The 14,303-nt window shown below is 60.2% G+C and carries 12 protein-coding genes; 2 read left to right on the forward strand and 10 right to left on the reverse strand.

The genetic code is table 11. The features are described 5' to 3' along the window. Nucleotides 1–32: 32 nt before the first annotated feature. From NKJ13_RS25020 to NKJ13_RS25055, 8 genes are all read right to left on the reverse strand, one after another. A complete protein-coding gene (locus tag NKJ13_RS25020) occupies nucleotides 33–512 on the reverse strand; it encodes a class I SAM-dependent methyltransferase (RefSeq protein WP_352506849.1) in 480 nt (159 codons plus the stop codon). Nucleotides 513–720: 208 nt separating this feature from the next. Then, nucleotides 721–1,902 (reverse strand): ABC transporter permease, encoded by a 1,182-nt coding sequence (locus tag NKJ13_RS25025; protein ID WP_254818876.1) that lies wholly within the window; start codon nucleotides 1,900–1,902, stop codon nucleotides 721–723. Continuing rightward, a complete protein-coding gene (locus NKJ13_RS25030; protein WP_254818875.1) occupies nucleotides 1,899–2,897 on the reverse strand; it encodes an ABC transporter permease in 999 nt (332 codons plus the stop codon). Before NKJ13_RS25030 ends, NKJ13_RS25025 begins: the two co-directional genes overlap by 4 nt. Nucleotides 2,898–2,899: 2 nt before the next feature. Further along, nucleotides 2,900–4,798, reverse strand: a complete 1,899-nt coding sequence (locus NKJ13_RS25035) for an ABC transporter substrate-binding protein (protein ID WP_352506848.1) — start codon at nucleotides 4,796–4,798, stop codon at nucleotides 2,900–2,902. Then, on the reverse strand, nucleotides 4,795–6,690 hold the full coding sequence (locus NKJ13_RS25040) for an ABC transporter ATP-binding protein (protein ID WP_352475783.1): 1,896 nt from the start codon (nucleotides 6,688–6,690) through the stop codon (nucleotides 4,795–4,797). Before NKJ13_RS25040 ends, NKJ13_RS25035 begins: the two co-directional genes overlap by 4 nt. A 150-nt stretch (nucleotides 6,691–6,840) precedes the next feature. Further along, nucleotides 6,841–8,181: an adenylate/guanylate cyclase domain-containing protein gene (locus NKJ13_RS25045; RefSeq protein ID WP_352737278.1), complete on the reverse strand. Its 1,341-nt coding sequence runs from the start codon at nucleotides 8,179–8,181 to the stop codon at nucleotides 6,841–6,843. A gap of 51 nt (nucleotides 8,182–8,232) precedes the next feature. Continuing rightward, the gene (locus tag NKJ13_RS25050) at nucleotides 8,233–9,618 is read right to left on the reverse strand and encodes a nucleotide sugar dehydrogenase (RefSeq protein WP_352778714.1); all 1,386 of its coding nucleotides are present in this window, start codon (nucleotides 9,616–9,618) and stop codon (nucleotides 8,233–8,235) included. Nucleotides 9,619–9,681: 63 nt separating this feature from the next. Then, a complete protein-coding gene (locus NKJ13_RS25055) occupies nucleotides 9,682–10,860 on the reverse strand; it encodes a DUF3095 domain-containing protein (protein ID WP_352778716.1) in 1,179 nt (392 codons plus the stop codon). Between the two features lie 74 nt (nucleotides 10,861–10,934). Here NKJ13_RS25055 and NKJ13_RS25060 point away from each other — a divergent pair, with 74 nt between their 5' ends. Both NKJ13_RS25060 and NKJ13_RS25065 read left to right on the forward strand, forming a co-directional pair. After that, nucleotides 10,935–12,023, forward strand: coding sequence for a glycosyltransferase family 4 protein (locus NKJ13_RS25060; protein ID WP_352506844.1), 1,089 nt, complete (start codon nucleotides 10,935–10,937; stop codon nucleotides 12,021–12,023). Continuing rightward, nucleotides 12,020–12,796: a polysaccharide deacetylase family protein gene (locus NKJ13_RS25065; protein WP_352688526.1), complete on the forward strand. Its 777-nt coding sequence runs from the start codon at nucleotides 12,020–12,022 to the stop codon at nucleotides 12,794–12,796. The genes NKJ13_RS25060 and NKJ13_RS25065 overlap by 4 nt, the downstream gene beginning before the upstream one ends. Before the next feature lie 51 nt (nucleotides 12,797–12,847). On the opposite strand, the gene NKJ13_RS25070 is transcribed toward NKJ13_RS25065, so the two are convergent. Together NKJ13_RS25070 and NKJ13_RS25075 are read right to left on the reverse strand one after the other, a co-directional pair. Beyond that, nucleotides 12,848–13,702, reverse strand: a complete 855-nt coding sequence (locus NKJ13_RS25070; RefSeq protein ID WP_352506842.1) for an MBL fold metallo-hydrolase — start codon at nucleotides 13,700–13,702, stop codon at nucleotides 12,848–12,850. Between the two features lie 122 nt (nucleotides 13,703–13,824). After that, complete coding sequence (locus NKJ13_RS25075) at nucleotides 13,825–14,274, reverse strand: cyclic nucleotide-binding domain-containing protein (protein WP_023675957.1); 450 nt, start codon at nucleotides 14,272–14,274, stop codon at nucleotides 13,825–13,827. Nucleotides 14,275–14,303 lie beyond the last annotated feature (29 nt).

The raw sequence follows: 14,303 nt of genomic DNA on the forward strand, positions 1-14,303 counted from the left end.
TTGGCCCTGAAGATTTGGCTCGTCCCGGCCCCTCACACTCGCCTACAGATAAAATAACGATCGGCGGGAACCGAAGGTGGCGGCGGGAGGCGTTGCAACTGCGGGTGATCGAGCGGCGTGCCGCTGACCGCGATGCCGCCGACGCGAAGTAGGCGCGCGGTCAGATCGGGAAGCCAGGTAGAGATCACTGCATCGCGATCTTCATAGCCGGTGCCGATGTCGGCATGAACAAGGGCGGCGTCGATGCCAATGAACCTGCTCGCCGTCTCGCGTATTTCGCCGAGCACGAGGTTTTCAGCTTCGGGAATTGAGCTGGCGTGTGCGGCAAGTGCGCGGTCGAACGCTATGATCCGGCGTCCGGGCAGGCGCTCGCGCAGATGGTGGAACGTCCGGCCATTACCGAGGCCGAGCTCGAGCACGGGGCCCTCTATCTTCGCCACCTCGGCGCAGACATGATCGAGTATGTCGCGCTGTGCGGTCATCCTCCGGATGAAACTGTCGAGGCGACTCATGCGCGATTGTATCTCCTGAACAAGTCCACGAAATCAACTGCCCCCGACCAGAGCGTTTCGCGGCTGAAACCAGAGGCGACGTGTTAAACCCCGATCGAGTCTTGCCGCGTGTAGAGGCGAACGATGAACACTGCAACAAGCGAACAGGCTGCCGACAAGGATCATACCGGGTGGAGTCGGCGGCGCGGCGCGCGGCGGAATAGCGATGTCACTTGTAGGGGTCCGCGGCGTCCCGCAACCCGTCGCCGAGGAAGTTGAACGCCAAGATGACGAGAACGACGGGGAGCATCGGCAAAAGCAGCCATGGATAGAACGCGATCACGCTGACGCTGCGCGCCTCGGTGAGCAGGATGCCCCAGCTGGTTATCGGCGCCCTCAGGCCGAGCCCGAGGAAGCTCAGCGCCGTCTCGCCCAGGATCATGCCGGGTATGGAGATCGTTGCCGTCGCGATCAGATGCGACATAAACCCGGGAATGAGGTGTCGGCGGATAATGCGGCTGCTTCTGGCGCCCATCAATTGCGCGGCCAGAACGTAATCCTCCTCGCGCAAGGCTAGAAGCTTCGAACGCACGGCCCGCGCCAGTCCGGTCCAGTCGAGCAGCCCGAGGATGACGGTGATGCCGAAATAGATCAGGATCGGACTCCAGGTTATCGGCATGATCGCCGCCAGAGCCAGCCATAGCGGAATACTGGGGATCGATTGCAGAACTTCGATTATCCGTTGAACGATCAGATCGAAGATACCGCCGTGATAGCCGGCCAGTCCGCCGATGACAATGCCGAGCAGGAAGCTGAAACTGATGCCGACGAGGCCTATTGTCAGTGAAATGCGTGCGCCATAGATGATGCGCGAGAGCACATCGCGCCCCAGCCTGTCAGTGCCGGCCAGAAAGAGCTGGCCGTTTTCGGCGGGGCAGACAAAATGCCTGTCACCTTCGATCAGGCCCCAGAACCGGTACTTGTCGCCCTTGCAGAAGAAACGGATCCGCTGAACATCATCCTGTTGCTCGATGTAGTTTCGCTTGAGCGTGTCCATATCCAGCGTCATCTGGCGGCCATAGACGAACGGCCCGACGAACTGGCCGTTGTGGAACAGGTGCACCCGCTGCGGCGGCGAATAGATGTAGTCCATGTTGCGCGTGTGCAGATCGTAGGGCGCCAGGAACTCGCAGATCAGTATCCCGAAATAAAGCGTTGCCAGGAATATGCCGGATACAAGGGCAAGCCGGTGCCGGCGGAATTTCCACCACATCAGCCGCAGCTGCGACGCCTGAAAGACCTTCTCCTGCTCCGGCGTCATCGCCTCGACCGACTGCAGGTCAAAGGGCTCGATGGAAACGTAGTGTTGCAGTGGGGCACCCGGAGCGGGCAGCGGCGATTGCGTGTTCATTTGGTGCTGCCGCCTTGCAAACGAATTCGCGGATCAAGTAGCGCCAGCGCTAGGTCGGAAATCAGGACGCCGATGACCGTCAGGAAGGCGAGGAACATCAGGAACGACCCTGCGAGATACATGTCCTGGCTTTGCAGCGCCTTGATCAGCATCGGCCCGGTCGTTTCCAAAGACAGCACGATCGCCGTGATTTCGGCACCGGAGATGATGGCCGGCAGGATAGAGCCGATATCCGAAATGAAGAAATTGAGCGCCATGCGCAGCGGATATTTGACCAGCGCCCTGAAGGGATGAAGGCCTTTGGCGCGCGCGGTCACGACATATTGCTTATGCAATTCATCGAGCAGATTGGCGCGCAGCCGCCGGATCATGCTTGCCGTGCCCCCGGTGCCGATGATCAAGACCGGAATCCAGAGATGGGCGAGGATCGACTTCGCCTTGGCCCAGCTCATCGGCTCGCCGAGATATTGCTGGTCCATGAGATGGCCGATGGACGTGCCGAACCAGATGTTGGCGAAATACATCAGGATCAGCGCCAGCATGAAGTTCGGAATCGCAAGGCCGAGAAGGCCGAAGAAAGTCAGGCCGTAGTCGCCCCAGCTGTATTGATGCGTGGCGGAGTACATGCCGATCGGAAAGGCAATGAGCCAGGTGAAGATGATCGTGACGAAGGAAACCAGCACCGTCAGCCACATTCGGTCCCCCACGACGTCGCGAACCGGCAGCTCATATTCGAAGGAATAGCCGAAATCGCCGTGCAGCATCCCGCCGACCCAGTAGAAGTAGCGAATGACCGGTGGCTTATCGAAACCATATTCCTTGCGCATCATCTCGATGCGATCGGAATCCACCGCTTCGCCCTGAGCCCGAAGCTCGGCAACATAGCTGTCGAAATAGTCGCCTGGGGGAAGTTCGATGATCGTGAACACCAGTGCCGATATGACCAGCAGCGTTGGAACCATCACGGCGATGCGCCAGACCAAATATCGAAGCACGCTCAGGACTCTCCAAGCCAGAATGTATCCGGCATATAGACACCGAAATAGGCGGTCGGGTCGTAGCCGTAAAGCGCCTTGTCGGGCAGATTGCGCAGCCGCGAGGATGCCAGAACCGGCTGATGCGTTCCGTTCACCGTGCCGATCGAAAACACCTGATCGGTATAGATCGACAGCATTGAATTCCAGATCTCGGCGCGCTCCGTGGCTTCAGTCGATGCGTTCCAGCGCTTGAGTAAATCCATCAACTCGACCACGGGCGGAAGATCGGGCGCTTCGCCGACCTTGCCACGGGACAAGTAGTGAGCACCCCAGAGCGGCCATTGCAGCTGGTCGTCGACGGTGGGGGCCAGTTGGTAGGGGTTCATGTCGGCGGTCGGCACGCCATTGTCGATGCCCGACCACATCGACATCATGATCTGGCCACCAAGCGCGCGGCTGCGGAAGATGTCGCGCTGCGAAGTCCGGATGAACAGAGCGATGCCGATCTTGCGCCAGTGATCAGTGATGAGCTCGAGCGCGTCGGTTTCCAGCGTGCTTTCGCCGGCAGTTTCCACTACGAGCTGCGCCGGGCGTCCGTCGGGAAGTATCCGCAGGCCGTCATCGTCACGCGCCTGAAGCCCGACCTCGTCGAGCAGGGCATTAGCCTGGTCGGGATCATGGGCGACCCAGGCTTTCGCGAATTCCGGCCGGTAGAGCGGGCTCTCCGGCAGGACCGTATCGGCACTTTCCTGCGCCAATCCGTAGAACACGGCCAAATTGATCTCGCGCCTGTCCACAGCGAGCGAAAGTGCGCGGCGCACGCGCACGTCACGAAAAAGGCCGCGCCACACCTGGTCGGCACAATTCAGATTGGGCAGCAGCGCCAGCCGCGAACCTTGTGTGCGTTTCCAGAGATGCATCTTCACTGGGTAGCGCTTCTCCGCATCCTTCAGGAAGGCGTAATCGGTGAAGTCAATTCCCATGCCTTGCAGGTCGCTCTCGCCCGCACCGGTCTTGGCGGAAATGATCGCCGACGAGCTGACGTTCATGACTATCCGGTCGACATAGGGCAGTTGCCGGCCATTCTCGTCTATTCGATGAAAGAACGGGTTCCGCTCGAAGACGAACTGCTCAGCCGGCGGCTTGGTCCGGTTCTGCCAGGGATCGAGCGTCGGCAGTTCCGGGTTCTCCGGGCGATATTGCCGCGACATGCGGATATGCAAGAGCGTCCATTTCTTGGCCCGGTTCTCCTTCATTAGGCCGGCGAGCCGGAATGGATCCTGGTATTTCTTGTGGAACTGCTTGAGATAGGCGGCCGGCAGAACAAGCGATAGGGGCGAAGCAGCGGCGAGCTTGGGCAGGAAGTCGGGATTGGGCGCATCCCAACTGTAGCGGACCGTCAACGGATCGACGATCTCGAAGCGTGGCGGCTTGCCATCCGCCAGCAGGGCCGGGGCGAGCCCGCCTTGCGAAAGCTCATCGTTCAGCCAGACATCTTCCCAGCAATAGCGAAAATCCTCCGACGTCAGCAGGCTACCGTCAGACCATTTATGTCCTTCTCGTATCTTGAAAGTGAAGACACGATCATCCGCTACATCGAAACTTTCGAGAATGTCGGCTTGCAGGTTAAGCTTTTCGTCATAGCCGACCAGGCGAGCATACCCGTAGATCGTCATCATCCGGATATCTTTCTGGCTGCCGATGATCGTGCGCAGCGTGCCGCCATATTGGCCGGGCTGCCGGCCCATCGCAGCGAGATTCAACGCGCGCGGACGCTTGGGCAGGCGTTCGGCCAGGGCCGGCAGCGCCCTGGCCTTCATCTGCGGCTGAAGAAATTCCGGCTCCAGGTCGCCGGCGCGCAACGTGCCCGGCAGAAATGCCGAAGCCATGAGTCCAAGGACGGTGCGCCGGCTGATCAATGGCGTAGCTCGCTGACATCGGCCGAACGTCGCGCCAGCACGAGGTGGCCGCCGCCAAGGTCGAGCGGCGACAGCATGTCCTCGTCGCCCTCGTCACGGAATTGCGGTCCCCATGCGCTGGTGTCGGAAGCGCCGCTGAGCTTCAGAGTCTTGAAATCCATCGGCCTGTCGAGATCGGGGAAAGGGACTGCGGCGACCAGTGAGCGCGTGTAGGGGTGGACCGGTTTCCTAAGCAGAATTTCGCGCGGCGCTAGCTCGACGATACGCCCGCCGCACATCACCGCGATGCGGTCGGCCATGTAGTCCACCACCGCCAGGTTGTGGGATATGAACAGGTAGGTCAGGCCCAGTTCCTTCTGCAGGTCCTTCAGAAGATTCAGGATCTGCGCCTGGACAGAGACATCGAGTGCCGAAACTGGCTCGTCGCAGATCAGGAGTTCAGGCCCCAGTGCCAACGCGCGCGCGATGCCGATACGCTGACGCTGTCCGCCGGAGAAACTGTGCGGATAACGCTTTATGAAACGCGGGTCGAGTCCGATTGCCTGCATCAGGTTCTTGACCGTGGCGAGTCGGGACGCGGCATTGCCACGTTGATGGATTTCCAGCGGCTCGCTCAAAATGTTCTCCACCGTCATGCGAGGTGAAAGCGACGAAACCGGATCCTGGAAGACCATCTGGATTTTCGCGCGCAGCATGCGCAGAGCGTCTCCCTCGGCTTTCAAGACGTCGATCGGACCATCGCGGCCGTTGAAGATCACAGAGCCGCCGCTAGGGGTGACAGCCCGCATGAGGACCTTGCTGACGGTGGTTTTGCCGGAGCCGCTTTCGCCGACAAGACCCAGGCACTCGCCCCGCCTGATATCAAAGCTCACGCCGTCCACGGCGCGAACAGAGGTTTGATGACCTCCGCCGAACCATCCGGACTTGCGGATCGTGAAGGTCTTTGTCATATCCCTGACCGACAGCAGGAGGTCGTCCGGCCCCTTCGATGCTGGCGCCGTCTGCTTGCCGAGCAGGTTCCCGACATTCACCGGCACCTCGCGGAGCGCTTTTAGCCTTTCGCCGGGCTTCAGGTCGAAATGCGGAACGGCTGCCATCAGGCCCTTCAGGTAAGGGTGGCCCGGCCGGCGGAATATCGCCTCCACAGGTCCCGCTTCCATGATCTCGCCATGGTACATGACCACCACCTCGTCGGCGACATTGGCGACTACGCCAAGGTCGTGCGTGATCAGCAGCATCGCCATGTTCAGCTTCGTCTGAAGCTCGCGCAGCAATTGCAGGATTTGCGCCTGGATGGTGACGTCCAACGCCGTTGTCGGCTCGTCGGCGATCAACAGGGCGGGCCGGCAGATAAGCGCCATGGCGATCATGGCGCGTTGACGCAATCCTCCCGAAAGTTCAAAGGGATACATGTCATAGGCGCGCTTGGGGTTGGGAAAGCCGACAAGTCCGAGCATTTCCTCGGTCCGCGCCTTGCGCTCCACCCGAGCCGTGGGCGTATGAATCTGCAGGGATTCGCTGACCTGATTGCCGATCGTATGCAGCGGCGACAGTGATGTCATCGGCTCCTGAAATATTTTGCCGATGCGGCTGCCTCTCAACGCCCGGATTTCGGGTCCGTCACGCGGCATCTGCAGGATATCCTGCGTCGTGCCGGGCTTTTCAGGATCGGAAAACAGGATACGGCCGCGAACATGGGCTGTGTTCGGCAAAATGCCCATCACTGCCTGGCTGAGAACCGATTTTCCGGAACCGGACTCGCCCACAAGCGCGGTAACCTTGCCGGGCAAGACGCGAAGATTCGCACGCCTGACGGCATGCAACGGTCCCCCTATAATGGCAAAAGAGATGCCAACATCCTCGATCCGCAGCAGATCAACGCCCAAATTCATTCTCACACCAGCCCCCACTCTGGCCGCTCCAGAAGGCGAGACTAGCGCATTGCCAGCCTAGAGCAACTTGGATTCGAACAGTCGCAAGTTCCCTGCCGGAACCGGCGATCGGACTGCATACCAAAACGCGTTCGGATCGGATCGTGGCGGTTACTGGAGCTTCCTCGGGTCGCCCGCGGACGGCCGCGCGGCATTGCGATGAAGCAGCATGACCTGCTCGGCGTCCGATATTCGGTCGTAAATCGGCTCCAGCGCACCGTCTTCGTCGAGCGAGAGAGCACCCGACAAATCGGGTGAAAGCACCGTTAGCTTCTGCCTGATGCCCGCCAGTTCCTCCATGCCGAGCGCCAGCCAGTTGTTGGCGCCGCAATAGCTGGCGAAGTCTTTGCTGGCGAGAACGCTGTGCGGATATTTCTTGGTTAGGGTCTGGAGGCGCTGGACCTCGTTTACAGCCGAGCCGAAGACGGAGAATGTGAGCCGGTCGGTAAGCCCGACATTGCCGAACATCACATTGCCGACATGCAGGCCGATACCATAGTTTATGTCGCTCAATCCCTGCTGCTTTCTGCGCAGATTGAGATCCATCATGCGCGCGGTGGCCTTGTGCGCTGCTGCAAGAGCGGCCTGGCAGGCGATCTCGGACTGTGAACGGTGCCTTGCGCAAGGGTAAACGGCAATGAAGCCATCCCCTATGAAACTCATGATCTGCCCGCCCTTGCGATTGAAAGGCGCAGCAGCGGCGTCGAAAAACTGGTTCAGCGTATCGATATAGACTTCGCGGCCGGAGGTTTCGGCAAGTCTTGACGACCCGCGCATGTCGCCCATGACCAGTGCCGCCCGGATTGTATCACCCTCGCCGCGCTTGATCTGACCGTCGAGCACGCGCCTGCCGGCGTCGCCGCCGAGATAAGTGGTCATCATGTTGTCGGCAAGCTTGGTGAGCACGGCCATCTTGGTTGCGATAGCGAGATGGTTCTGGATGCGCAGCAGCGCCGCAATCATGCTGTCGCTGAAGCCTGCGGCACTGTCGGTGGACCAAGACCCGATCATGCCCTGACTGGTGTTGCCGCTGAAGGGATGGACGAAAGCCATGTAATCGGTGACGCCCATCAGCTTGAGGTCATCGAAAACAGGAAATTCCGACGGCACCGACGAGTCGAGCCGGCGCCGCAGATGGTCGAGCTTGTGGCTAAGCAGATGGTAGTATGGGCTGGTCAGGAATCTGTCGGAATGAACGCCGTTCTCCTTGCGGAAGCCTTCCACTTCCAGGCCCTGGCCGCGGAGCCAGGTGAAGCCGAGCGCGTCATAAAGCGGATGAAGCATCGAAAAGCTCAAATGCACCCGCTTCAGCGGCAGGCCGGCAGCAGCCAGCCGTTCACAAAAGCCCCTTACCAATGTTTCCAGATCGTCGCCCGCCAACGCCGATTGCGTCAGCCAATCGGCAACCTTATCCATGAGAATGGCAGAAATTTCTGCTTGCGCTGTGCTCATGCTATCTCGAAATCTCCTTGATCCGCCACAAATTCGCCGGCTCGGACGCCGTCAGGCCTTCACCACCGTCTCTCGGGCTAGCCCGAGGCGGCCAAAAATATTGCGTGTGTCGACGATCAGTAGAGCGTGATCCGCGATCGCCTGATAGTCGATCGCGTCGTGGTCGGTTGCAACGACGACAGCGTCGAAATCCTTCAGGGCCACCTCGGTCAATTCGACCGAGCGACGCCCCTTGATCGCCATATGCTCCCGTGTGGTCGGGATTTCGGTAACATGCGGATCGTGGAATTCCGCCTTGCCGCCCCATTCCTCGATGAGTTCAATGAGCCGCAATGAGGGGCTTTCGCGGATGTCGGGCACATTCTTCTTATAGGCGAGCCCGATGATGAGAATGCGCGAGCGGCTGAGCGCCTTGCCGCAGCGCCGGTCCAGCGCCTTCGCCAGTTCATCGACCACATGACGCGGCATGGCCGTGTTGATCTCTGCCGCCAGCTCGATGAAGCGGGTCGGCAGTTCGTATTCGCGCGCCTTCCACGTCAGGTAGAAAGGATCGATCGGAACGCAGTGCCCGCCAAGTCCAGGGCCAGGATAGAAAGGCATATAGCCGAACGGCTTGGTCTTTGCCGCCTCGATCACCTCCCAGATGTCGATTCCCATCGCACCGAGCACGACCTTCAACTCGTTGACGAGGGCTATGTTGACCGAGCGGAAGATGTTTTCCGTCAGCTTGACCGCCTCGGCGGTTGCCGTGGTGGAAACCGGAACGACGGTCTTGACCACGCCATGGTAGAAAGCCTGCACGAGCATCGCCGCTTCAGTGCCGTCACCTGCCACGACCTTGGGGATCGTCGCGACTTCAAAGCTGCGGTTGCCGGGATCCTCGCGTTCGGGCGAGAAGCCGAGGAAGAAATCTATCCTCGACCGCAAGCCGGTTTTTTCCAGGATGGGCTTGATCACGTCGTCGGTGGTGCCGGGATAGGTGGTCGATTCCAGCACGATCAGCTGGCCGAGACGCAGATGCTTCGCGATGGTGCCTGCCGTGTTCCTGACAAAGGAGAGATCCGGCTCGCGGTGTTTCGTCAGTGGTGTCGGAACGCAGATGATGATGACATCGCAGACGGCCAGTTCGGCAAAATCCGCAGTGGCGCGGAACCGTCCGCTCGCCACCTGGCCGGCAAGGGCTGGCGACGTCACCGCCTCGATGTAGGATTGGCCGTTGTTCAGGCTCTCGACCTTTTGGGGTTCGATGTCGAAGCCGGAAACCGGGAAGCCGGCGCGTGCGATCGCAACCGCCAGCGGCAGCCCCACATAGCCCAGTCCGATCACGCCGACTTGCGCGGCACGCGTCGAAATCCGGTTCAGAAGACGGTCATATGTCGATCGTGAGGCGTCCAAAAATGTGCTTCCCGTCAATTCGGACAGGCCGTCCGCTTCCATGGTGAGGCTCACCGCTCCCAAGAGCCCCGAGGCATATTGCGGAAAATCGATGTCCGCAAGCCGTCAGACCGGCACCTTCGCCTTAAGGCTTTCGGCAGCCATCGCATAGCCGCCGGCGGCGCCATCGATGAAATGAACGTGATCGCGCTGCAGCGGCGATGCGACGAGGCATGTCATCAAGGCCGATTTCTGGCGGTGCAGGCCATAGTTGCAGATGCCCGCCTCTTCCGCCTGTTTCAGCCGGTTCTCGATCCGTTGCAATACATCCGCGTCAACGTCGATGGTCATCTTCAAGCCATCGTCGAACTTCCGGAAATCCGAATTGCTGGCCACTTCGCGTTTGTAGATCTTCGGATCGAATCTGCCGATCGTCCAGCCATATCTATCCGTAACAGCCGTAAGCGTCATCAGGAACACTATCCACAGCTTCGACAGCCACCGCCGTCCTGCCGGCGCCATGGCCCGCGCCTCGATATCGAGGCCGGCGGGCAGCAAACTGTAGTCCGGCCCGTTCACTGGCACCGGGTGGCCATCGCGTTCCTGCCTGCCGGCTAGGGCGATAATGTCGGAAACCAGAAACTGAAAACCGCGCAAGTCGCGCGACGCCCCCGGTATGGCTATGATCGAGACAATTTCGCCATGCCGGGCTTCGATTGGGTTCCAGCGGCAGGAGAGGCCGGTCAGATCCGGCCGCGCGCCGGCCGGCGCAGGATCGATGCGGTAGCGCCCCGCTTTCATCTCGGCTTCCGCCCAACTGCCGCCACCTCCGGCGAACATGGCATAGAAGACTGCATCGGAGGCCTGGAACCTCGCCACGCGAACGTCGAGGCCTTGCGCTCTTATATCCTTTATCGGCACGATTGCGGCACGCAAGGTCAGATCCAGTTCGGCCGCCACCCATCTCTGGACAGCCGCCAGCGCGTTGCGGGTGATCTCCAGCGCCGAGCCGGGAAACGCCACGAGCGCGCCGTCGCCGCCGAAGACAAAGGGAAGATCTTGCCTACCCAGCGCATTGAGCAGCGCCGAAATGACGCTGGCACCGGCCATATTGACGGTTTTATAGCGCCCCGCCTCGATCGCCTTGGTAGAGCCGACGATATCTGCGGTGGCCAGCGCCCAGCCATCGGGGAGAGGCCGATAGTTATCGATATCGGCAACGCTTTCGAACCTGGCGAAGACCGGTAGGGAAGCGACAAACGGGTCGGACGCGGCAGCTGTTTCCATGAGCATCAGATAGCACATTCCAGTGCTTGAGGGTGAAGTCGATCATGCTTCGAAATTGACTTGCGCAGGCTTTCCGATGATAGGGTCCGGCGATGCGAATTGCCTTCTACGCGCCGCTGAAGTCGCCCAATCATCCCGTTGCCTCAGGCGACCGTCAGATGGCACGGATGCTGGTCAAGGCGCTGGAGCATGGAGGGCACAGCGTCGAACTGGCATCTGAATTGCGCTTCTATCTACGCGAACCGGATTCGAAAAGTTTCGATGCGCTCAAGGTCGAGGCCCGGGAGGAAGCCGCGCGGCTGGCAGGGCTTTGGGATCGTGACGGCAAGCCCGATCTGTGGTTCACCTATCATCCCTATTACAAGGCGCCCGACCTGATCGGGCCCGAACTGGCGTTGGCCTTTGGTGTTCCCTATGTGACAGCGGAAGCCTCCTATTCGAGGCGGCGCAACACCGGTTTGTGGGCCGATACGCAAGCGTTGGTGGCGCGAGCCGTCGAACAGGCGGCGCTGAACATCTGCTTCACGCAAAGGGATCTTCAGGGACTGGCAGATGCGATACCCGACGCCGCTTTCGGCATGCTTTCGCCCTTCATCGACACATCGCTATTCCGGGAAACACCGGCACGGGGTTGTCCGACGCGCCTCGTTACCGTCGCCATGATGCGCCCGGGCGACAAAGTCGAAAGCTATCGCATGCTGGCGCAGGCGCTCGGTTCGATCGGTCATCTGACCTGGACCATGTCGATCGTCGGGGACGGACCTGCCCGCGAGGAGATCAAAGCGCAATTCGCCGGCTTGCCCGCCGAGCGTATCGAATGGCTTGGCGCGCTTGAGCCAGCCGCCGTGCCGGATGTCCTCTACAGTGGGGGAATTTACGTCTGGCCGGGTTTCGGCGAGGCCTATGGCGTTGCCTATCTTGAAGCACAGGCCGCCGGCCTTCCGGTTGTGGCTCAGGATGTCGCCGGCGTGCCGGAGGTCGTGCGGGATGGCCAGGCCGGGTTTCTCACCCCGCCGGACGATGTGGCGGCGTTCGCTTCTGCCATTGAAAGGCTTCTGACCCGTAACGACGAAAGATCCATCATGGCCGCAGAAGCCAGACGTTTCATCCTCGAAGAACGTTGTCTCGGTGCTGCGGCGGCGCGTCTGGCCGAACTTCTTGCGAAGATCCCGGTCTCATGACATCCGATCAAATCTGGCAACCCTTGGTGGAGGAGCTGGCGAACTGGCAACGGGCGGACCGTAAGGCAGAGTTCTGGCTGCGCGACGATGACGGCGTTGATCCGACGCCTGCGCTTGATCGGTTGCTCGACCTCACTGGTGAATTCGCGGTTCCGGTGACTCTGGCCGTCATTCCCGCCCTGACTGACGAGAAGCTTGTCGTTCGGCTTGACGAGGCGCCGCATGCCACGGTCGCCATCCATGGCTGGGCGCACCGAAATCATGCTCCGGAGGGCCAGAAGAAGCAGGAGCTCGGCGCGCATCGGCCACGCGAGGCGGTGCTCGATGATCTGGCCCGCGGGCTGTCGCACATAACCGGCCTGCACGGCGCACGTGCCGTTCCGATGCTGGTGCCACCCTGGAACAGGATCGACGCCGGCTTGGTATCCGACCTTGGATCGATAGGATTTTCGGCATTGTCGGTCTATGGGCCGCCAAGACCGGCTTCACTTGCGGTCATCAACAGCAATGTCGACATCATGGATTGGCATGGCACGCGCGGCTGCCGCGATCATGGCCTGTTGGTTCAAGCCATCATCGCGCAGTTGCAGCATGCATTCGATGGAGGCGAACCGGCCGGCCTGCTCACCCACCATCTCGTGCATGATGAATCGGCCTGGCTCTTCCTCGAACGGCTGTTCACAGTCACCGCACAGACTGAAGCCTGCGTATGGCTTCCGATCAGGACATTGATCGGGCGCAGCGCCGGTAAAGCAATTCCAGGAAAAGTGTGAATGGTTTTCCGTCCGGAATTGCGTCAAAACAAAGAGATAGAGGAAAACAGCTCAGCGCTTTTTGCGCAATGAGACTGGAAATTTGAGCGTCTGGCCATCCCGCGCGGCAAAAGCGCCGGTAAACCTGTCTTTGGCCAGTTTCTCGATCTCGTCCAGTTCCTCGTCGGTCCGTGTCGGATCGTGGTGAAACAGGGCAAGCCTGCGCGCACCGGCCGCCTCACAGAGCTTGACACCCTCTTGCCATGTCGAGTGCCCGTAACCGCGGCGGCGTTCCATTTCCTCCTCGGTGTAGGTGCAATCGTAAATGACGAGGTCGGCATCTTCGATCAGGCCGAGCACCGCCTGATCGAGTTTGTCCGGCTCGTGCTCAGTGTCTGTGATCATCGCCACGACGCGGCCGCCCCATTCGACCCGGTAGCCTATGCAGCCGCCCGGATGGATAAGACTGCCGGTTCGGACCACCACCCCTTCGCGCGGGCGAAGCACGTCTCCGGATACGAAATCGCGATAGTCGAGGCTTGCCTTGCAGGCTTCCAGTTTCACCGGAAACCACGGCGGCTGCATGAACTCATCGACCATCTGCCGGGTCGTCATGTGTCCTGCAAGATGCCCGGACCAAAGCGTAACCTTGGCGCCCCGATCATAGATCGGCGCAAAAGACGGCAACCCGATGATGTGATCGTAATGGCAATGGGTGAAAAGCAGGTCGAAATCGGTCACGCCCAACGCCTGAAGTGCCGCGCCGGCAGGCCGTAGGCCAGAGCCTGCGTCGAACAGAAGCGTATGCTTACCGCATCGCATTTCGACGCAGATTGAGTTGCCGCCATAGCGAGAGAATTCTGGCCCTGATACCGAAATGCTGCCGCGGACACCCCAAAACCTGACCAGGAAAACGTTGTCGTCCATGCTACCCCTTCGCCCATCATATCCAAACAACCGCTGCTAGGCGAGACAGGCTTTCTCCGGGTGATCTTCTCAGCGAGAGGACAGTGCCGTCACGACGGCGAGGATCGGGCGCACGTCCTTCGTTATTTGGCGCTTCGTGCGTCGATCAGATCCGCGGTCGTATGGCTTAGGCGATCGGCAAGAACCCGCAATATCTCGATGGTCATTTCCGGGAACTCCCTCATAAGCCTCAGGAAATGATCCTTGCGGATTCTCAAGGCTTCCAGCGGACTTGCCGCTCTGACGGTGGCAGTGCGGGAGCTGTTGCACAATATGGCGATCTCGCCAACGATCGAATTTGGCTCCAGTTCGGCAACTTTTATCGGTCCGCTATCGGAATCGACAAGAATATCCGCCCTGCCTGAAAGGATGACATAGGCGGCGTCTCCCTCGTCGCCCTGCCTGAAAAGGATCTGGCCGGCGCTGTAGCTCACACGATCGGATGTGAACGCAAGCAGCTTGAGCTTTGTCGGCTCGATGGCAGAGAACAAGGGAACGCGTTGCAGCATTCCAACTTCATCCTTGAGCAGCATTGTCGCAAACCTTCCAAAATTCGCGTTTG

This window comes from Mesorhizobium sp. M0174 (assembly GCF_040322275.1).
Lineage (GTDB): Bacteria > Pseudomonadota > Alphaproteobacteria > Rhizobiales > Rhizobiaceae > Mesorhizobium.

Excerpts from the sequence above, each read along its gene's own strand:
- NKJ13_RS25020 (WP_352506849.1), bottom strand. The coding sequence starts at position 512 with ATGAGTCGCCTCGACAGTTTCATCCGGAGGATGACCGCACAGCGCGAC.
- NKJ13_RS25025 (WP_254818876.1), bottom strand. The coding sequence starts at position 1,902 with ATGAACACGCAATCGCCGCTGCCCGCTCCGGGTGCCCCACTGCAACAC.
- NKJ13_RS25040 (WP_352475783.1), bottom strand. The coding sequence starts at position 6,690 with ATGAATTTGGGCGTTGATCTGCTGCGGATCGAGGATGTTGGCATCTCT.
- NKJ13_RS25045 (WP_352737278.1), bottom strand. The coding sequence starts at position 8,181 with ATGAGCACAGCGCAAGCAGAAATTTCTGCCATTCTCATGGATAAGGTT.
- NKJ13_RS25050 (WP_352778714.1), bottom strand. The coding sequence starts at position 9,618 with ATGGAAGCGGACGGCCTGTCCGAATTGACGGGAAGCACATTTTTGGAC.
- NKJ13_RS25055 (WP_352778716.1), bottom strand. The coding sequence starts at position 10,860 with ATGTGCTATCTGATGCTCATGGAAACAGCTGCCGCGTCCGACCCGTTT.
- NKJ13_RS25060 (WP_352506844.1), top strand. The coding sequence starts at position 10,935 with ATGCGAATTGCCTTCTACGCGCCGCTGAAGTCGCCCAATCATCCCGTT.
- NKJ13_RS25065 (WP_352688526.1), top strand. The coding sequence starts at position 12,020 with ATGACATCCGATCAAATCTGGCAACCCTTGGTGGAGGAGCTGGCGAAC.
- NKJ13_RS25070 (WP_352506842.1), bottom strand. The coding sequence starts at position 13,702 with ATGGACGACAACGTTTTCCTGGTCAGGTTTTGGGGTGTCCGCGGCAGC.
- NKJ13_RS25075 (WP_023675957.1), bottom strand. The coding sequence starts at position 14,274 with ATGCTGCTCAAGGATGAAGTTGGAATGCTGCAACGCGTTCCCTTGTTC.